The 20,063-nt window shown below is 56.1% G+C and carries 14 protein-coding genes; 3 read left to right on the top strand and 11 right to left on the bottom strand.

Annotated elements, in window-relative coordinates; genetic code table 11:
• Positions 1–117 precede the first annotated feature (117 nt).
• The 3 genes from ACONT6_RS03245 to ACONT6_RS03235 all read right to left on the bottom strand — a co-directional run bounded on the left by ACONT6_RS03245 (position 118) and on the right by ACONT6_RS03235 (position 3,301).
• The gene (locus ACONT6_RS03245; protein WP_428820391.1) at positions 118–1,770 is read right to left on the bottom strand and encodes a tetratricopeptide repeat-containing sulfotransferase family protein; all 1,653 of its coding nucleotides are present in this window, start codon (positions 1,768–1,770) and stop codon (positions 118–120) included.
• A 140-nt stretch (positions 1,771–1,910) separates the two neighbouring features.
• Positions 1,911–2,192, bottom strand: coding sequence for a hypothetical protein (locus ACONT6_RS03240; RefSeq protein ID WP_428820390.1), 282 nt, complete (start codon positions 2,190–2,192; stop codon positions 1,911–1,913).
• Positions 2,193–2,329: 137 nt separating this feature from the next.
• Positions 2,330–3,301, bottom strand: a complete 972-nt coding sequence (locus ACONT6_RS03235; protein WP_428820389.1) for a class I SAM-dependent methyltransferase — start codon at positions 3,299–3,301, stop codon at positions 2,330–2,332.
• A gap of 132 nt (positions 3,302–3,433) precedes the next feature.
• Here ACONT6_RS03235 and ACONT6_RS03230 point away from each other — a divergent pair, with 132 nt between their 5' ends.
• On the top strand, positions 3,434–4,018 hold the full coding sequence (locus tag ACONT6_RS03230) for a MarC family protein (RefSeq protein ID WP_181254044.1): 585 nt from the start codon (positions 3,434–3,436) through the stop codon (positions 4,016–4,018).
• 525 nt (positions 4,019–4,543) lie between these two features.
• Positions 4,544–7,243: a TonB-dependent receptor plug domain-containing protein gene (locus tag ACONT6_RS03225; RefSeq protein WP_428820388.1), complete on the top strand. Its 2,700-nt coding sequence runs from the start codon at positions 4,544–4,546 to the stop codon at positions 7,241–7,243.
• An 88-nt stretch (positions 7,244–7,331) separates the two neighbouring features.
• On the opposite strand, the gene ACONT6_RS03220 is transcribed toward ACONT6_RS03225, so the two are convergent.
• Entirely contained in the window at positions 7,332–8,471 is a 1,140-nt protein-coding gene (locus ACONT6_RS03220; RefSeq protein WP_428820387.1) for a tetratricopeptide repeat protein, read from the bottom strand.
• Positions 8,472–8,718: 247 nt separating this feature from the next.
• Here ACONT6_RS03220 and ACONT6_RS03215 point away from each other — a divergent pair, with 247 nt between their 5' ends.
• Entirely contained in the window at positions 8,719–10,254 is a 1,536-nt protein-coding gene (locus ACONT6_RS03215; protein ID WP_428820386.1) for a peptide MFS transporter, read from the top strand.
• Between the two features lie 158 nt (positions 10,255–10,412).
• Here ACONT6_RS03215 and ACONT6_RS03210 read toward each other — a convergent pair whose 3' ends face one another.
• The 7 genes from ACONT6_RS03210 to nusA all read right to left on the bottom strand — a co-directional run bounded on the left by ACONT6_RS03210 (position 10,413) and on the right by nusA (position 20,056).
• Positions 10,413–11,237: a sulfite exporter TauE/SafE family protein gene (locus tag ACONT6_RS03210; RefSeq protein WP_428820385.1), complete on the bottom strand. Its 825-nt coding sequence runs from the start codon at positions 11,235–11,237 to the stop codon at positions 10,413–10,415.
• A 107-nt stretch (positions 11,238–11,344) separates the two neighbouring features.
• On the bottom strand, positions 11,345–13,462 hold the full coding sequence (gene pnp / locus ACONT6_RS03205) for a polyribonucleotide nucleotidyltransferase (RefSeq protein WP_428820384.1): 2,118 nt from the start codon (positions 13,460–13,462) through the stop codon (positions 11,345–11,347).
• 265 nt (positions 13,463–13,727) lie between these two features.
• Entirely contained in the window at positions 13,728–13,997 is a 270-nt protein-coding gene (gene rpsO / locus ACONT6_RS03200) for a 30S ribosomal protein S15 (RefSeq protein ID WP_043318965.1), read from the bottom strand.
• Positions 13,998–14,109: 112 nt separating this feature from the next.
• The gene (truB, locus tag ACONT6_RS03195; protein WP_428820383.1) at positions 14,110–15,060 is read right to left on the bottom strand and encodes a tRNA pseudouridine(55) synthase TruB; all 951 of its coding nucleotides are present in this window, start codon (positions 15,058–15,060) and stop codon (positions 14,110–14,112) included.
• A complete protein-coding gene (gene rbfA, locus ACONT6_RS03190) occupies positions 15,060–15,482 on the bottom strand; it encodes a 30S ribosome-binding factor RbfA (protein ID WP_428820382.1) in 423 nt (140 codons plus the stop codon). The genes truB and rbfA overlap by 1 nt, the downstream gene beginning before the upstream one ends.
• 117 nt (positions 15,483–15,599) lie before the next feature.
• Positions 15,600–18,413, bottom strand: coding sequence for a translation initiation factor IF-2 (gene infB, locus ACONT6_RS03185; RefSeq protein WP_428820381.1), 2,814 nt, complete (start codon positions 18,411–18,413; stop codon positions 15,600–15,602).
• A 140-nt stretch (positions 18,414–18,553) separates the two neighbouring features.
• Positions 18,554–20,056: a transcription termination factor NusA gene (gene nusA, locus ACONT6_RS03180; protein ID WP_181254052.1), complete on the bottom strand. Its 1,503-nt coding sequence runs from the start codon at positions 20,054–20,056 to the stop codon at positions 18,554–18,556.
• Positions 20,057–20,063 lie beyond the last annotated feature (7 nt).

Raw genomic sequence — 20,063 nt, 5'->3', positions numbered from 1 at the left:
AAACCTGGTAACCAGGAAAAAGAAAAGGCGCGGTGGCCTCCACCGCGCCTTTTTTATTTGCCAAAATAAATGAAATAAAAGTGATTTGGCAAAGCTGTCAGACAATTCTTAAGCCCGTTACCCCTGTAAAAACTTCTCCAAAACTGAAAGCTGATTCTTATAGTTCTGATATCGCTTTACCGAACCAGTATGCAATCCCATTCTCACCTGCCATACGCTCGCAGTTTTGACGTAATTCTTACGCGCCTGAAAGTTGAGACAACCCGACTCCCAAGTGATCCCCAGGAAATCCAGTAGCCTACGCGTTTCCTTTTCCGGGTCAGTTACCAACGCCTCATACTCGACTTCACAGATGCTTTGCGGAAATAAACTTTGCCAGTAGCGCATTAGCCGCACTTGCTGCATGTAGTAATGACCAATCGCCTCAAGATCGGCTGAATAATTCATCCCCCCGCCAAGCTGTTGAAAATAGATCGACAAACAGTTGTCCAACAACCCCCGCCTGGTCCAGATAAACCGGGCATTCGGCAAAGCCCGCTTGATGAGACCAATATGTAGAAAATTATCCGGCCGCTTGTCCGTTACAATAGCTTTAGGATCGAATCTGCGCGCCAGAAAGTCCCTGTAGTCTGCGCCCGCCCTCGCAAAGAATTCAGCGCCAAACTGATCCAAGCTACCCGGATACTCTTCACAAAGCCCATCAATCATACGCGGAAAAAAATCCAGCTCACCGCCAGAAATGATTGCAGAGTGGCCACTAAGCACCTGCTCGACAAGCGTCGATCCTGAGCGGAACATGCCACAAATAAAAACAGGGCCCGCCTCGGCATCGCTGCTTTCCGAATCAAACATTTCTGGAGGATAAGCGTCTATCAGCTTATCGACCAAACTGGACTGCGAACTCTTACAGTAAGGTTTAAACCTGGTTTTACCTAAATCATTCGCCTTGGCAATAACGGCGAATGCTTGTTCATACTCACCACAATCATCCAGTAGTTTTCCAAGCGCGAAACCCAATTCTTCTTGGTCAGCCAGGGACAATCCGCTTCTCGCCAGCAAAGTCGAAATTTTTTCAATTAGGGGGGCAGCAGAACTATCCACGGCGGAAAGATGAGCCAATCGACTGAGTGCCAATACATTTTCACTGTCAATCGCAAGCACTTTTTCGTATTGCTCTGAGGCAGAAACCCTGTCCCCGGACTCTTCCGATAATGCGGCCAGATTCAACATCGCAGGTAAATAGCTCTGGCGAACCTCCAGCGCTTTCTCGTAGCTCGCGCGAGCCTCCGGCTCACGGCGCAACTCAGACAAAATCACACCGATATTGGTATAAACTTCCTCTTTCCCTGATACCCCCATTGCCAACGCCTTTTGATACCAACTCAGCGCCTCTTCCAATTCACCCACCTGCTTCAGCAGATAGGCAAAGTTGTAAACTGTATTCGGCCGGTCAGTTACCTGCCCCAGAAACTTCCGGTAACCGAGAATTGCTTTGTCATATTCGCCACAGGTTTGCGCATACTGGGCCAATTGGAGCCAGTACTCTGGCACACCAGAAAAATGCTGCGCCATTTCCTCCAAGCATGAAACAGCCTGGGCTGTTTTCTCTTGTCGCACGTAAAAATGGAAAAGTTCCCGATAAACCAGTTCTTCAGCACCACTGGTCGACAGTAATTTTCGGTATAGATTCTCTGCTTCAGTGAATCGCTTACTCTCGGTGAGTGATCTTGCTTCCTGAAGGCATTTCAATATATTCGGAGGGATATTCATAACTTTACTAACCGGCCATCAAAAACGTATATCCACCTGAATGCGGCCAAACGTAAAAAGGCACCCAGGCCCACTAAACTGGAACCGAGGCGCCTTTCAGGAATGCTAAATCAGACCAGGTAAAACAGTAACGCAGAAAATTAATAGTTTGTTGGCTTGCTGCGTGTATCTTCATCCAGCATTTTTCTGGTTTCGTAGGCCATCCGATCCCACTCTTCCTGCGTCATACAGGTTTTTTGCTTGAAGCGAGACCCGGTAATGGCGCGTACTTTACAAATTTTTTCTTCTTTCTCGGTAGCCAAACTGTTGGTCGCCGAATCGCCCTGCGCTGCAGCAACAGGCGCCTTCTCTCCTCCATCGGAGGCACATCCGGCCAATAGACCTAAACCGAGCCCAACACAAAGAATCATTTTCAGTTTCATGCCAATATCCTGTTATCGTCAAAGTCCTTTCACCTGCCTCCCAGACAGGGAATTACATGTTACCTTCCCAAGCATTGTATATCCACATTGCTGCCCGCTACGGTTATTTCCGCGCAACCTAAGGAAATATTGAATTTTTACGCGGCCTTTTCTGCAACTAAAGACCAGGCCAATGGATGCGACTGATCGGCCCCTTCCAGCGCTTCCACCTCGAGCAACTCAAACCCAGCATTAGCCAAGCCGTCCTTCAATGTTTCAAAGTCTTGCGCACTGAGCGCAGCCCGGCACATGGAATTCATTCTCTCAATATAACGATCTATTTCCGTTACCGCCTGCTTCAGCCATCCGATAACCTCCTGTCGCTCAAACCTTGGCAAATTCGTGTGTATATGATTTACGTCCATATATAGCTTTCGAATCACACCACCCGCAACATGCCTACCATATTGCGTCATAATTCGCTCCATATCGCGAAAGGCAGGTATCAGATTTTGAGAGGTTTTTTCATATTCAGATCGCCCCCCACCCATTAGCACATCAAATGCATAAGGAAACATTTCAATAGCGCCTTCCAGAAATCCGTTTTCGCGAACTTCGCGAAGGGCGGCGTAATTGACGGCGCACTCTCTGTAAATGGCGCCATCCCGGTGGTGCAACAGCAATGCAATCCTTCCCCCGGGGGAAACAATGTCAAACAGCGCGCGGATAGCCTCAATCCCCGCGTATTCAACACCGAATTGGCTGGTGACAATGTCCGCGCTGTGCTCAGACAGTGGCAGTGCCGCACCATCGGCCACAATGCCGGAAACCTCCGGCCAGCGAGCGACCACAGCGCTCACCGCGCCGGGGGAAAGGTCAACGCACACGGAATTACAGCGGGCGCTATCCACCAAAGAAAATAAGTACCCGAAAACGGCGCCACTACCACTGGCAATGTCAATGATTCGAGGGCAACCAGATGCATTTTTTGCGCCAACCCGCGCATCCCTAAAAAATCTATGCCAGAATTGCTCAATGGCCGGATGGTCTGTCCCACCAAGTTCACAGACGTTTTTATCTTTGGCCTGCTGCCAGTAAGACTGCCAGCTTGAGGCTGTGCTCACACTCATGTTGCCGCTTCTCTTTGCATCCGCTTCTGAACAGTGTCGCCGCAAGGGGCACGATCTTCAGAATTTCTGATGGTAATCATGTAGAGACGAACACAGCCAGCAACTCCACAATCACTCAGTTATGCGATAAACATGGATACCCTTACCGCCTTTCTCACCCTCCTTTTTGTCATGGATCCCTTGGGTAACATCCCGGTGTTCCTTGCCGCACTCAAGAATGTGCCTCCCAAACGCCAGCTATACGTCATCATGCGAGAGCTCATCTTCGCCCTGATCGTGCTGCTGGTTTTCCTCTATGGCGGCCGCTTTGTGCTTGCGTGGCTCGGGCTATCGCAGGAAGCCATTCGCATTGCCGGGGCAATCATCCTGTTCCTGATTGCCATCCGTATGGTGTTTCCCATCGAAGGCGGCATCATGGGAGAAAGATTGGAGGGGGAACCCTTCTTCGTGCCCCTGGCGGTACCGCTGGTGGCCGGCCCTTCCACCATGGCTATTTTGATGCTGATGACCAACAGCGAAGGAGAACAGCTGTGGAACTGGACATTGGCACTACTCGGCGCCTGGGGAGTTTCCGCGGTGATACTGCTGGCGTCTTCACCACTTGCGCGCCTGCTGGGTAACCGGGGGCTAATTGCGGTAGAACGCTTGATGGGGATGGTTCTGGTGATGCTGGCGGTCCAGCTGTTTCTGGATGGGATCAAGCAGAGCCTGGGCTAAAGCACAAATATAGACGCGCTGTGTACGGGCGATTTATTGATCAAAATGTCGCCCGTTGCAGTGTAAAGGACGTTTCGCAAGGTATAAGCCTCCAAACTTTTTCCAGTTTTATTTTTATCTGCACACCTCCACCCCAACAGAATATTTAGCAAGCGAGCCAAGACAAGTCAGAGTGAAGCTCTAATATTCGCCCCCCCCTTCAAATAATGCTCAAATTACATACAGCAACACACCCTGCTCACTTTTTGACCCACCTCTCAAAGTTCAATATTAGTTATATGCGTCCTAGGTTAAAGCCTATTGCCGTTAATATTTTGCAGAAATAGAAATGATTGACGGACATATACACTTCTTTACGATTACTATTTAACCGCTTCGCTTATTAATAAATCAAAATATCTGATTTAACAAAGATCCCTCAATGTCAGGTTAGTTCCACAAATTATCTGCATCCTATAAAGTCAGCCCGCACTCGAATTACAACAAACCTATAAAAGTGCCTCTAAAGACATAAAGGATGCATTTATGATCAAGACCAAGTTGAGTATCGCTATCGCAGCTTTCGGCACCATCGCCGCTACCGGTGTTTCCGCTCAGGAAGCCGTACCCGGCCCGACCGTCGAAGAAGTGATCGTTACTGGCTCCCGTATTGCACGTGACCCGCTTTCCACCACTGGCCCGATCACCATCGTAGATTCCGATGCGATCAGCCGTTCTGGTGTAGGCACCATTGACGAGCTGCTGAACCAGCTGCCGTCCATGGGTACTACCGGTATCAACGCCAACGACAACAATGGCGGCCAAGGCCTGTCATTTGTTGACCTGCGTAACCTGGGCTCTGCACGTACCCTGGTACTGGTTAACGGCCGTCGTTTCGTATCTTCCGCTTCCGGCGTTAGCTCTGCGGTAGACATGAACAACATTCCGGTAGACATGATCGACCGTATCGAAGTTCTGACCGACGGTGCTTCTGCGGTATACGGCTCTGATGCTGTAGCAGGCGTAATCAACGTGGTCATGAAGGATTCCTTCGACGGCGTTCGTATCAATGCGCGCGCCGGTGCTACCAAAGAAGGCGGCGGCGAGAATGGCGATCTGTCTATCACCTTCGGTAACGAAGGCGAGCGCGGCAGCTTCATTGCCAACATTACCCACGCGCAGCGCGACGAAATCACTTACGAAGATCGCGACTGGGCCGGCCTGACCAGCTCCATGGGCCCGAACGGTAATATCTTTACCAACTACGGCAGCTTCAGCATTGGTGAAGACGGCGTATCCCTGGGCAGCTATGCCGGTTACGACATCGGCCAGCACATGTGGCTGTCCGGCGCTATGGAACGTACTTCCGCTACCGTTTCTGGCAAATACTCCATCACCGACAGCGTTGAGCTGTGGGGTGAAGCCAGCTACACCAACAAAACCAGTAATCAGCAGCTGGCTGCACAGCCGCTGTACGCGGGTAACGGCTTTGCTCTGAACCCGGAAACCCACCTGCCTGAAGCGATCAAGTCTCAGCTGCAGGACGCGTGGCAGAATGCTGACGACGCTTACCAGATCGAGCTGGCAGCTTACAACGCTGCAGTTACCGAGTGGGAAGCACAGGGCAGCCCTGAAGGCCTGGAGCCGACCGCTCCGGTTGCTTCTCACGGCACCGATTGGCTGGACGGTTTCTCCGACTTCCGTATCCGTCCGGTTGCTGGCGGTACCCGCTCTTATGAACAGACCACCGACACTTACCGTGTTGCTACCGGCCTGAATGGCGATTTCGCCAATGGCTGGAGCTGGGACACCTTCGCAAGCTACGGCAAGAACGAAGGCGAAAACGTTACCCTGAACTCTTACAACAAAACCAAGTTGGAAGAGATCTTCAGTGGCGCAGCGGGTCTGGACTACAACTTCGCGGGCGGCATGAGCCCCGAAATCATGGACTACTTCCGCTACGACGATTTCGAAGACAACTCCTATGAGCTGCTGAACGTCGGTGCATCCATTTCCGGCGACATCAATGCCATCGAATTCCAGGGCGGCGCTCTGGGCTTTGCTGCGGGTGTTGAGTACCGCGAAGAGTCTGGCGAGTTCAACCCGTCTCCGGAAACCCAGAGCGGTGCGACCTTCGGTAACCAGCAAGATGCGACTGGCGGTGAGTACGACGTAACCGAAGCATTTGCTGAATTCAACCTGCCGATCCTGCAGGGTGCACGCTTCGCAGAAGAGCTGACTGCTGACATCGCGGTTCGCTACTCCGACTTCAGCACCTTCGGTGGCCAGAGCACAGGTAAAGTTGGCCTGGTTTACGCACCGGTTGAAGACGTGCGTTTCCGTACCAGCTACTCCACCTCTTTCCGTGCGCCGGGCATCTACGAGCTGTTCAGCGGTTCCGCACAGAGCTACGAGTACTTGATCGACCCGTGTGACACCAGCGCGGCAAACGAAGACGGCCAGGGCGCGAACTGCGGCATGGTTGGCGCTGGCTTCACTCAGGCAGGCAACCAAGTTCCGACCAATATCGGCGGTAACGAAGAGCTGACTCCGGAAGAAGCAACTACCTTCACCGCCGGTGTTGTGTGGACCCCGAGCTTTGTAGACGACCTGTCTATTACTCTGGACTACTACGACATCAGCGTTGAAGACGCGATCACCTCCCCGGACCTGCAGCGCATGCTGGACGACTGCTTCCGCGCTGGCGATCAGAGCGCGTGTCAGTTCGTAACCCGTGGCGCTGGCGATCAGATCGTTGCACTGGAAGGTGCGAAGATGAACATCGGTCAGATCGATACCCGCGGTGTTGACGTGGACATCGTACACAACCTGCACTTCGACTCTGGCCGTCTGGCCCTGCGTGCCCAGGCTTCCCGCCTGCTGGAGTACAACGAGTACAACGAGCAGTCCGGCACCGAGTCTGACTACCTTGAATACGTTGGCACCACCAGCGGTCTGTACGTGAAGTGGCGCGGCCTGGCCAGCGCTACCTGGTACGGTAACGACTGGGATATGGGCGTCGACATGCAGTACTTCGACGACGGTTACAGCCCCTACCTGCCGGTTCAGTCCATGACTTACCTGAACCTGAAAGCAGGCTGGGATGTAAATGAGTCCCTGCGTCTGTCCACTGGTATTGATAACGTTTCCGACAAGGATCCGCACACTACCTCTGGCAGTGACTGGAACAGCTTCTACGACTTCCAGGGTCGTTACTTCTGGGCTGGTGCTTCTTACCAGTTCTAAGTTACCGACTAGAAGTTGCTGACTTTCAGTCAACGAAAAAGGGGGATGCCATTGGCGTCCCCCTTTTTTGTTCGTTATTTTTTGAGCGCTACGGGCGCTTCATTAGGTAATCCAACTTGCGGCTGTAGGCTCGCTCAGTCGCAGGGTTATCCACCAGTGAAAACGCCTCGGTAAAATACGTCTTCGAATTTTCATAGTCTCCCAGGCGATAGCTCGTCAGGCCCATCAGAAAATGGAAACGGTGATCGTTTTCGTACTGCCAGATAGCGCGCTTAAGCTGTCGTTTGGCACTCTTAAAGTCCCCATGCTCATACGCGTTACGCGCCTGATAGTAGAGGTAATAGGGGTTGCGCTCACGATGGAAGCGGGCTTTCTCAGCGTAATAATCCGCCAATTCAAACTGCTGTTGTTGGCGATAGAGCCGTTCCAGATTGCTCATGGCAATGGTGTGGCGACTGTCCAGCTGCAGTGCCTGTAGATAACTCTGCTCAGCGGCTGTGTTTCGCCCGTTGCGACTGTAGAAGGCCCCCAAGTTTGCCCACAGGTCGCTGTTCCCGGGGCGCAATTCCAGTGACTTGCGCAGGTAGCGGAATGCCTCGCGCATTTCCCCCTGCGCCATCCACTCCAGACCGCGGTTGCTGTAGTACTGGGCAAAGGCTTCGTTGTCGGTCAGTTCGCGCTGATCGTAGACCGGATCGTAAGCGGCAAGATTGAAGTCCACCACACGACGGCCGCGGTTGCTCTCACTCACCATATTGATATGGCGATAGACCACAAAAGTCTGCTCTTCGTCGTGGCCCCACACCGGGGGTACCTCGACCTGGTTGAAGTAGGCATCGGCGCCCAGCTCCCGCGCCATGGCCACCATCATCACGGTAAAGGCCATACAGTTGCCCACCTTCTGACGATAGGTCTCGGCGGCGGTGAGGGTCTGGTCTGCACGGTACTCGACAGTGAAGTCCCGCTGCTCGAAACCCTTTAACAATGCAGCCAGCCGCTGTTGCGGACGGGCATCCGGGGCGACATTTGCCAGGTATTCGCGCATCTCCGGAGCCAGTCCGAGGATGTCGTCTTCGGGTAACTCGGAGGGGGCTACTGGCTCACCGAAGATTGCGGAGCCGGAGAGCAGCCAATGTGGGTCAACCGCTGCCGGTTGCTCGGGAATGGTACTGGTGCAGCCACCGATCAGGGCAATGCACGTGCCCACGGCCAATGATTTCCAGCCCACCGACAACTTCCGTGACCAATTAACTACTGCCAGTCCGGAATTTTGCGGGGTTTTCATCGTTATTCTCCCCATTTCATGTTTTGAATCTCTAATTTTCCACAATTCCTGTCGCGTAGGAATCCCTTTTGCAGGCTCATTTCCTGTTTCACCTGTAACCATTCGCCAGTTTTAGTGACCACTGTTACACTCGAGAGGGTCACACTTAAAGCTATAACAAGTTAAAGCTATAACAATCGGAACAACTGATATGTCGTCACTACCGCAACAGAACAGCGATGGCTTCTTTGGCCATCCCAAGGGGCTCTCTACCCTCTTCTTCACAGAAATGTGGGAGCGTATGAGTTACTACGGTATGCGGGCGCTGCTGGTCCTCTTTATGACCGCAAGCCTGCAACAGGAAGGCCTGGCCTTTACCGTAGCAGCTGCCACCGCCATTTACGGCCTCTACACCGGTGCGGTGTACTTCCTGGGTCTTCCGGGTGGCTGGATCGCCGACCGCCTGCTGGGCGGCCAGCGTACGGTCTGGTACGGCGGCATCATCATTATGTGTGGCCATATCGTGCTGGCCATCCCCAGTGATCACACCTTCTTTATCGGTCTTATTCTTGTAGCTACCGGTACCGGTCTGCTGAAGCCGAATATCAGCGCGCTGGTCGGCCACCTCTACGCCGAAGACGACGTGCGTCGCGATAGTGGCTACGCGCTTTATTACATGGGCATCAATATCGGCTCCGTGCTGGGCTATATGATCTGTGGCTACTTCGGCGAGAAGGTGGGCTGGCACTGGGGCTTCGGTGCTGCTGCTGTAGGTATGGCGGTCGGCCTGATCCAGTACCGCAAAACCATCGGCAACCTGGGCGATGCTAGCCTGAAGCCTGAGCACCCGATGACCACCGAGGGCGCGAAAAAAGCCTGGGGCACCATCTGGGCAATTGTTGCCGGTGTTGTGGCGATTACCGCACTCACCATGAGCGGCATCATCTCCTTTGATCCGGTGGCTGTGGCCAAGTACGTTGCCATCGCCTTCACCGTGATCTTCTTCGCTTACTACGCCTACATCTACTTCGGCGGCAACCTGAGCCAGACCGAGAAGCGTCGCATGTGGGCCCTGTTCCTGGTATGTGTGGCTTCTGCCTGCTTCTGGTCCGGCTTTGAACAGGCGGGCTCCTCCCTGAACCTGTTTGGTCGCGACTACACCGACCGTATGCTCGGCTCCTTCGAGATCCCCGCGTCCTGGTTCCAGAATGTGAACCCGATGTTCATCATCATCCTGTCGCCCTTCTTCGCTGCCCTGTGGATCAACCTGGGCAAGCGTATGATCACCCCGTCCTATGGCCTGAAATGCGCCATTGGCCTGATGATCATGGCGTCCGGTTTTATCGTGATGTTCTTCGCAGCCCAGCAGGCCGCAGCCGGCCTGAAAGTGGCACCGATGTGGCTGGTAACCACTTACTTCCTGCACACCGTTGGTGAACTGTGCCTGAGTCCGGTTGCCCTGAGTGCGGTGAGCAAGCTGTCTCCGCGTCGCTTCGCCGGCCAGATGATGGGTGTGTTCGTACTCACCTACTCCATCGGCAACATCATTGCGGGCCTGCTGGCAGGCAACTTCGATCCGAACAACGTTTCCGAGCTGCCGAACCTGTACCTGCAGATCGCCATCTTCAGCATCGGCATCGGTGCGGTCATCGCCCTGATCAGCCTGAAGTCCAAGTCCTGGGAAGGACATGGCGAGGACCACATCGAACCGGTAGAGCCGGCCGAGGCACCTGCCAAGACCGTCTGATCCAGGTTAAATCCCTGAACTAAAAAGGCCGCTGCGGGAAACCGCAGCGGCCTTCTTTGTTTGTGCAGGGATTACTACTGAGTAGGAGCCTGCCCTGCAGGCGAACCATGTGCTTGCGCGACTGTTCGCCTGCAAGGCAGGCTCCTACAGCGGAAGGTTCAGCTGGCGAGCACGGTGTAGTTCAGCCAGATAAACCGTGCGCCGATAATAAACAGCAACCCTGCAAAGCAGTTCTTCAGCAATTGCGGGGAAAGCTTGTGGGCCAGCAGGGCGCCGAAGCGCGCAAACCAGGTACTCGCAAGCACAATACCGAGAAATGCCGGCCAGTAGATATAACCGCTGCTCCACGCCGGCAACTGATCGTTATTCCAGCCCTGCACCGCAAAACTGAGCGCACCGGCAACGGCAATGGGCAGGCCACATGCCGCGGAGGTCGCCACGGCCCGTTGCATGACCACATGACAGCGCGACAGGAAGGGCACGGTAAGTGAGCCCCCACCGATACCGAAGATCGCGGAGATCCAGCCGATAAAGCCACCGGCGATAGACAGCCCCACCCTGCCCGGCACCCTCTCACCATCCGTGGACAGGTGCGCTTTGCGCAATCCATCCAGCCACATTTTCAACGCAATCCCCACGGCAAAAATGCCGATCAGCAGCTGCAGCCAGGCACCGCTGAGCCAGTCTGCGGTGACACCACCAATCCAGGATCCGATAAGAATACCCGGGGCCATGGCAGCGAAGATTTTCCAGTCCACTGCGCGCTTGCCATGATGGGTCCGAACGGAGCTGATGGAGGTAATGATGATGGTGGCGAGGGAGGTGCCCACCGCCATATGGGTGAGGATGTCTGGCGCGATGCCCTGGGCAGTAAACACCAGCACCAGCGCCGGCACGATGATGAGTCCGCCCCCGACGCCGAACAGGCCAGCAATGGTGCCCGCGCCCATCCCTACCAGCAGGTAAATCAACAACACTTCCACAGCGCGCTCCCCTTCCGCAAAATCTTGATTTTTTAATGCAAAAAAAACGGTGGCATATAGCCACCGTTTTCGGTCACCTGCAAGCAGGTCTAGCGAACCGGGAGGACTTACTCCTCGCCAGTCGCCTCATCCGCTTCCGCTGCTGCGTCCGCGTTGGCTTCTTTGATGGACAGCTTGATGCGGCCGCGCTGGTCTACGTCCAGAACCTTGACCTTAACCATCTGGCCTTCGCTCAGGTAGTCGGTAACCGCGTTTACGCGCTCTTCGGCGATCTGGGAAATGTGTACCAGACCGTCTTTACCCGGCAGGAAGTTGACGAATGCGCCGAAGTCGACGATACGCACAACCTTACCTTCGTAGATGGCACCGATCTCGGCTTCCGCAGTGATTTCCTCAATACGGGTAACTGCCGCTTCCAGGCTCTCACCGTCTTCACCGAATACCTTGATGCTGCCATCGTCTTCGATGTCGATGGAGGCACCGGTTTCTTCGGTGATGGAGCGGATGGTGGCGCCGCCCTTGCCGATCACGTCGCGGATCTTGTCCGGATGGATCTTCAGGGTTGCGTAGCGCGGAGCATTCTCGTTCACCACGGAACGGGACTCGCCGATCACCTTGTTCATCTCTGCCAGGATGTGCAGACGCGCGTGCAGGGCCTGCTCCAGCGCAGTTTCCATGATCTCTTCGGTGATACCTTCGATCTTGATGTCCATCTGCAGCGCAGTCACACCAGAAGCGGTACCCGCTACCTTGAAGTCCATGTCGCCCAGGTGGTCTTCGTCACCCAGGATATCGGTCAGAACCGCGAAGCCTTCGTCTTCTTTTACCAGGCCCATAGCGATACCGGCTACCGGTGCTTTCAGCGGTACACCCGCATCCATCAGCGCCAGGCTGGAACCACATACGGAAGCCATGGAGCTGGAACCGTTGGATTCAGTGATCTCGGAAACCACACGCAGGGTGTAGGGGAATTCTTCCGGATTCGGCAGTACCGCGGCGATACCGCGACGGGCCAGGCGGCCGTGGCCGATTTCGCGACGACCGGTAGCGCCTACACGACCCGCTTCACCTACAGAGTAGGGAGGGAAGTTGTAGTGCAGCATGAAGTAGTCTTTACGCTCGCCTTCCAGCGCGTCGATGATCTGTGCATCGCGGGTTGCGCCGAGGGTGGAAACGACCAGCGCCTGGGTTTCACCGCGGGTGAACAGCGCAGAGCCGTGGCCCTTCGGCAGTACGCCAACTTCTACGGAGATAGGACGTACGGTCTTGGTGTCGCGACCGTCGATACGGGGCTCGCCACGTACCACGGCGCCACGTACAGTTTTCTTTTCCAGCTTGCCGAAGTAGCTCTTAACAGTGCCTTCATCCAGCTCGTCAGAAGACAGTGCTTCGGCGGCTTCACCGCGCAGTTCTGCCAGGCGAGCGGTACGCTGTTGCTTGTCGGTGATTTTGTAGGCTTCGGCTACTTTCTCGCCGAACTGGCTTTCCAGTGCGGACTTCAGCTCTTCGTTCACCGCTTCCGGCTGCCAGTCCCAGGTGGGCTTGCCAGCTTCGGCTTTCAGCTCTTCACAGACTTTAACAACGGCCTGCATTTCCTGGTGGGCAAACAGTACCGCGCCCAGCATGATGTCTTCCGGCAGCTCTTTCGCTTCGGATTCAACCATCAGTACCGCGTCTTTGGTGCCGGCCACAACCATGTCCAGCTCGGATTCTTTCAGCTCGCTGTAACGCGGGTTCAGCACGTAGCCGTCTTTCTCGGTGTAACCCACGCGCGCCGCGCCAATCGGGCCGCCGAAAGGAATGCCGGATACAGACAGTGCTGCAGAGGTACCGATCATGCCGGCGATATCCGGATCTACGTCTTTTTCCGCAGACAGTACGGTGATCATCACCTGTACTTCGTTCATGAAACCGTTCGGGAACAGCGGGCGGATCGGGCGGTCGATCAGGCGGGAGGTCAGAGTTTCTTTCTCGGACGGGCGGCCTTCACGCTTGAAGAAGCCACCGGGAATCTTGCCGGCCGCATAGGCCTTTTCTACATAGTGTACGGACAGCGGGAAGAAGCTCTGGTCTGGCTTGGCTTCCTTGGCACCGACAACGGTACACAGCACAACAGTTTCACCCATGGTGACCAGCGCTGCGCCGGTTGCCTGGCGTGCGACACGGCCGGTCTCAATGGTGACCTGGTCTTTTCCGTACTGGAAGGTTTTGGTTACTGGATTCACTAGTATCTTTCCTGTTTCCTTTGCGTGCTGGCCCATTCCAGCAACGCTTTGCCTACAAGTGACGAGCAAACAGTCTGCTCATCCTGCGCTGCGCGCCCAAATAGCGGACCACACAAACGCCAAAATCCGCTGACGGTTACCCGACAGCGGAAATCGTTTCGGGCTTTCGCCCTCAGTCACTGACAACTGCAATTGCGCAATCATTATGTCAGAAACCTGAATTCTATATAGAACAATGCCCGCCAGGGGCGGGCATTGCAGGGTCTTAGCGACGCAGGCCGAGCTTGGCGATCAGCTGTGCGTAACGGTTCAGATCCTTGCGCTTCAGGTAGTCCAGCAGCTTACGACGCTGGTTTACCATGCGGATCAGACCACGACGGGAGTGGTGGTCTTGCTTGTGAGAAGCAAAGTGACCCTGAAGCTTGTTGATGTTGGCAGTCAGCAGGGCTACCTGAACTTCCGGAGAACCGGTATCACCTTCAGCTTGGCCGTGCTCTTTCAGGATGGCTGCTTTTTCGTTTGCAGACAGTGCCATAACGAATTACCTCGTTCGTAACATGCTTTAAAGATTCGGCTGGCCCGTGCATGTTTACAGACCAGCTAGTCATCGTATTACCCGCGCTCACCTGTAACCAGGCTATTGCGGGTTATTTTACCAACCGACGGGGTGCAACCCGTCCGTCATCAGTAATCTCTCCAACGCCTAGAAATTCACCACTTTCCAGGAAGAGGCGCACCATATCACCTTCATCGCCCAAACGATAGACCTGCAGATCCATTACCGGCTGCCCCTGACGCAGATAGTAACCTGTGTCCTCGGCGAGGATCATCTTGGGTAGACCGGAGGCGGGAGAATCCGCCGGTAGCAGGTGGTGATCCAGCACTTCGGCACGGTCTTCACCGCGCTCCTCGGTCAGCTCGTCCAGGGTGACCGAATCCTCCTCGTGGTAAGGGCCGGCGGCGCTGCGGTGCAGCTTCTCGACGAATGCCCCCACACCCAGCGCTTTGCCCAGATCCTCGGCAAGGCTGCGCACATAGGTGCCCTTGGAGCAGTGCACCTCGACCTCCGCGCGCGGCATCTTGTCCGGCGACTGGTCTGCAGGGATGAAATTCAGCAGCTCGTAGGAGTAGATTTTCACTTCGCGCGGCTCGCGCTCCACCTCGATCCCCTGGCGGGCCAGTTTGTACAACGGCTGGCCTTTATGCTTGAGCGCGGAGTACATGGAGGGCACCTGGCTGATGGTCCCACGGAACGGCACCATGGCGTCGCGCACCTGCTGCTCGGTGATCCCGGAGGCGTCGCTGGTAGCGACCACATTGCCGTCAGCATCGCCGGTTTCGGTGGTCATGCCGAGGCAAAAGGTACTGCGGTAGCGCTTGTCCGCATCCAGCAGATACTGGGAGAACTTGGTCGCCTCACCGAAACAGATCGGCAGCACACCGGTGGCCAGAGGGTCTAGCGCGCCGGTATGCCCCGCGCGATTGGCGAAGAACAGTCGTTTGGCTTTCTGCAGGGCGTCGTTGGCGGAAATACCGGCGGGCTTGTTCAGCAACAAGACACCGTCGATCTGCCGGCCCCATTTTGGTCTGCGGCCCATCAGTCGTCGCTATCTTTTTCGCTGTCTTTGTCGTTTTCCGGGTCGCTATCGCCAGCCTTGCTCTGGTCGGACTGGACCGCCTTGTCGATCAGCGCCGAGAGGTGCTGGCCGCGCACGGAGGTCTCGTCATAGCGGAAATGCAGACGGGGAATGGTGCGAATCTGGATCTCTTTGGCGAGCTGGGTGCGCAGGAAACCTGCGGCCTTGTTCAGCGCAGCCATGGAGATATCGATCTTGCTGCGGTCGTCCTCCCCTACCAGGGTGACAAAGACCTTGGCGGTGGCGAGATCGCGACTCACTTCCACGTCGTTGACATTGACCATGCCGACGCGCGGGTCGCGCACTTCGTGCTGGATCAGACGGGCCAGCTCGCGACGCATTGCGTCGGCTACCCGGTCAGCACGGTGAAATTCTTTAGCCATTTTTTACCTATCCAGAATGGCGGTTCGCCTGTAGCCAGGCCCCTTCAACGACTGTTGTAGGAACCTGCCTGCAGGCGAACAAATCAGTGCCCCGGACTGTGCCGGGGCAACGGGCTATTACAGTTCGCGGGCTACCTTGACGATATCGTAGACCTCGATCTGGTCGCCGGCTTTGACGTCATTGTAGTCTTTAACGCCGATACCACACTCCATACCGTTGCGAACTTCCTGCACGTCGTCTTTGAAGCGACGCAGGGATTCCAGTTCGCCCTGGTAGATCACCACGTTGTCGCGCAGTACGCGGATCGGCTTGTTGCGGTGTACGGTACCTTCGGTAACCATACAGCCGGCAATCGCGCCGAACTTCGGCGAACGGAACACGTCGCGCACCTGGGCGATACCGACAATCTCTTCGCGCAGCTCCGGGTCCAGCATGCCGGACAGGGCCTGCTTCACTTCGTCCAGCAGGTTGTAGATCACGCTGTAGTAACGGATTTCAACGCTTTCGGTCTCGGCCAGTTTACGCGCAGCCACGTCGGCACGAGTATTGAAGCCGATAACAATCGCGCCGGAGGTCAACGCCAGGTTGATGTCGTTCTCGGCGATACCGCCGACACCGCTGGAAACCACATTGACCGATACTTCCTCGTTGCCGATTTCCGCCAGTGCAGACAGGATGGCTTCCAGAGAGCCGCGCACGTCCGCCTTGATCACAACCGGCAGTACTTTCTTCTCGCCAGCTTCCATGTCCGCAAACATGTTTTCCAGCTTGGCCGCCTGCTGGCGCTGCATGCGCTCGCGACGTTCTTTGTCCGCGCGCTGCTCGGCAACTTCACGGGCCTTGCGCTCGTCGGCAACCACCAGGAACTCGTCGCCGGCATTCGGCGTGGTGTCGAGGCCCAGCAGTTCCACCGGAGTGGATGGGCCGGCTTCCTTCACGGACTTGCCCAACTCGTTGGTCATGGCGCGAACACGGCCGTAGCTCTGGCCCGCCAGCACGATATCGCCGCGCTTCAGTTCGCCGTTCTGTACCAGCAGGGTGGCAACCACACCGCGGCCTTTTTCCAGGCGGGATTCGATCACAACACCGCTGGCCGGTACGCTTACCTTGGCCTTCAGTTCCAGCATTTCGGACTGCAGGGAAACCGCTTCCAGCAACTCATCGATGCCCTGGCCGGTATGCGCAGATACTTCGATAAACTGGGTGTCGCCGCCCCAGTCTTCCGGGATCACGTCTTTGGCTGCCAGCTCGTTCTTCACACGATCCGGGTCCGCCGATTCCTTGTCGCACTTGTTGATCGCGACAACCAGCGGTACGCCCGCGGCTTTGGAGTGGGCAACGGCCTCTTCGGTCTGCGGCATGACGCCGTCGTCCGCGGCCACTACCAGGATAACCACGTCGGTCGCCTTGGCACCGCGGGCGCGCATGGCGGTGAACGCCGCGTGCCCCGGGGTATCCAGGAAGGCGATCTCGCCCTGGCTGGTTTTTACCCGGTAAGCACCGATGTGCTGGGTAATGCCGCCGGCTTCGCCGGAGGCCACCTTGGTTTTACGGATGTAGTCGAGCAGCGAGGTTTTACCGTGGTCAACATGACCCATTACGGTAACAACCGGCGCACGGCTGACTTCTTCACCTTCAACGTCCTGAGACTGGGCGACCAGTTTCTCTTCCAGTTCGTTTTCAGAGCGCAGGACCACGGTGTGTCCCATCTCTTCGACGATCAGGCTCGCGGTGTCGCGATCCAGGCTCTGGTTAATGGTGACCATTTCGCCCATTTTCATCAGGCGTTTGATCAGCTCACCGGCTTTGATATTCAACTGCTTGGCGAGGTCGCCGACGGTGATCGTCTCGCCCAGTTGTACTTCGTACACTTGCTTTCCTGTCGGCTTCTTGAAGCCGTGTGTGTTCTTTACTTTCAGCGTCGGGCGAGACAGGGAGCGGGTGCTGCGTTTCTCGTCCTCGGTTTCGAAGGCTTCCAGCGCAGCATCGTACAGAGAAGTCTTGCTGGACTTCTTGGGGCCACTCTTGCCGCGACGACTGCGGCGCTTGCGCGGCTCGTCATCATCGCGGTCTTCAGTAGTCGCTTCCTGCTTACGGCGCAAGGAAGGCTTGGCCGCGGCACCGGCAGTGGTGTCTGCAGCGGGCGCCTGCTTGGCTTTCTCGGCACGGTCTTTCTGTTCTTGCTCAAGACGTGCACGCTCCGCTTCTACGCGGGCTTTTTTCTCTTCCAGCTCGGCCGCTTCACGCTCGTTTTCTTTCTTACGGCGTTCCATGGCGGCAATACGCATGGCTTCGATGTCATCGACATAGCTGGAACGGATCGGGGCAGGTTCGGGCTTGGGCGCTGGCTTCGCTTCCGGCTTCGGCTCAGGCTTGGCTTCAACGGGCTCTTCGGCTTTCTCGGGCTCTGCCGCAGCCTCTTCCGCAGCCTTGGCTTCCGCTTCGGCTTTGGCAGCCGCTTCGGCTTCCTGCTTGGCCTTGGCTTCTTCTTCAGCCTTCGCTTTGGCTTCTGCCTCAGCGGCTTCCTGCTCTGCGCGGGCGCGCTCAGCAGCTGCCTTCTCCGCTGCTGCCAGCTCTTCTTCCGCCTTCTGCAGCGCAGAAGTATCCAGCTCGGCTTCCTGCTCTTCGGTTTCAGCGCGCTTCACGTAAGTGCGCTTCTTGCGCACTTCCACATTGACGGTCTTGCGGCCGGTGCCAGATCCGGTTTTGAGCGTCGTGGTGGTTTTGCGCTTGAGGGTAATCTTTTTGGGTGCAGCTGCTTGCTCCCCGTGACTACTTTTAAGGAAGTTGAGCAGGACCTGCTTCTCTTCTGCGGATACGGGCGCATCTGCTGAAGTGTGGGGCAAACCCGCTTCCTGCATCTGCTTGAGCAGACGCTCTTCGGTGGCACCAACCGATTTGGCGAGTTCGCTAACTGTTACTTCGGCCATTCTCTCTCCTAAAAAGTCGCTTGTGGCGGAGCAGCATCAATTCATTTTACTGCTCCACCCTTAGCCTGCTTTGGCAGGCAATTCGGGACGCGCACATCAACGCTGCGCGCGGGGCCGGGCTTTCGCCCGGCGCTCGGGCATCAAGCCTCTTGATCACTGTCGTCGGCGAACCAGGGCTCGCGAGCTTTCATGATCAGCGCGGCAGCGCGTTCTTGGTCCATACCTTCAATGTCCAGCAGGTCGTCCACGGCCTGCTCTGCCAGATCTTCCATGGAAGCTACGCCACGGCTGGCCAGCTGGAACGCCAGCTGGCGATCCATGCCTTCCATGTTCAGCAGGTCTTCCTGCGGCTCGGACGCATCCAGCTCTTCTTCAGACGCCAGCGCCTGAGTCAGCAGGGCGTCTTTGGCGCGGGCACGCAGCTCTTCGGCGATTTCCTCGTCGAAGCCTTCAATACCCAACATTTCTTCCAGCGGCACGTAGGCCACTTCCTCAAGGGAGGTGAAGCCTTCGTCTACCAGAACGCCAGCAACGTCTTCGTCGATATCCAGACGCTCCATGAAGGTTTCCATGATGCTGCCGGATTCGGCTTCCTGCTTGGCCTGCCAGTCGTCCACGCTCATCACGTTGATCTGCCACTGGGTCAGTTCGGAAGCAAGGCGCACGTTCTGGCCACTGCGACCAATCGCCATCGCCAGGTTTTCCTCGGCAACTGCCACGTCCATGGAACCAGCATCTTCGTCCACCACAATGGACTCGATTTCCGCAGGCGCCATGGCATTGATGACGAACTGAGCGGGGTTGTCGTCCCACAGTACGATGTCGACGCGCTCGCCGGACAGCTCGTTGGAAACCGCCTGAACACGTGCACCGCGCATGCCAACACAGGCACCGACCGGATCGATACGACCGTCGTTGGTGTTGACTGCAATCTTGGCGCGCAGACCGGGATCGCGGGCGGCACCCTTGATCTCGATCACCTGTTCGGAAATCTCCGGCACTTCAATGCGGAACAGCTCGATCAGCATCTCCGGGCAGGAGCGGCTCAGCTTCAGCTGCGGTCCGCGGGCTTCCGGCTCAATTTCCAGCAGAATTGCACGTACACGGTCACCGAGACGGAAAATCTCACGACCTACCAGCTGGTCACGAGGCAGACGCGCTTCGGCGTTGTTGCCCAGATCCACAGCGATAAAATCGCGGGTCACTTTCTTCACGGTACCGCTGACCAGCTCACCGACACGGTCGCGGTATTCATCAACGATTTTGGCGCGCTCGGCTTCACGTACCTTCTGCACGATCACCTGTTTGGCAGTCTGCGCAGCAATACGACCGAACTCGACGTTTTCCACCTGCTCACGGTAGACATCACCAGCTTTCAGCTCGGTGTCTTTCTCGTGGGCTTCTTCCAGCGTGAACTGGGTACCCAGCTCCGCGAGCGTGTCATCGTCTACCACTTCCCAGCTACGGAAAGTTTCGTAGTCACCGCTGCGGCGGTCGATGATCACCTCGATGGTGGAATCTTCGTCGTAGCGCTTCTTGGTGGCCGTTGCGAGGGCCGCCTCGATTGCCTGGAAAATAATATCCCGGTCAACGCCTTTCTCGTTGGAAACCGCCTCGGCTACCAGCAAGATCTCTTTGTTCATGCAGCTG

The sequence above is a fragment of the Microbulbifer sp. MCCC 1A16149 genome, from assembly GCF_050368945.1.
Taxonomy (GTDB): domain Bacteria; phylum Pseudomonadota; class Gammaproteobacteria; order Pseudomonadales; family Cellvibrionaceae; genus Microbulbifer.
Note: the sequence above shows the minus strand (reverse complement) of the source record. Positions and strands in the feature narration are given on the sequence as shown.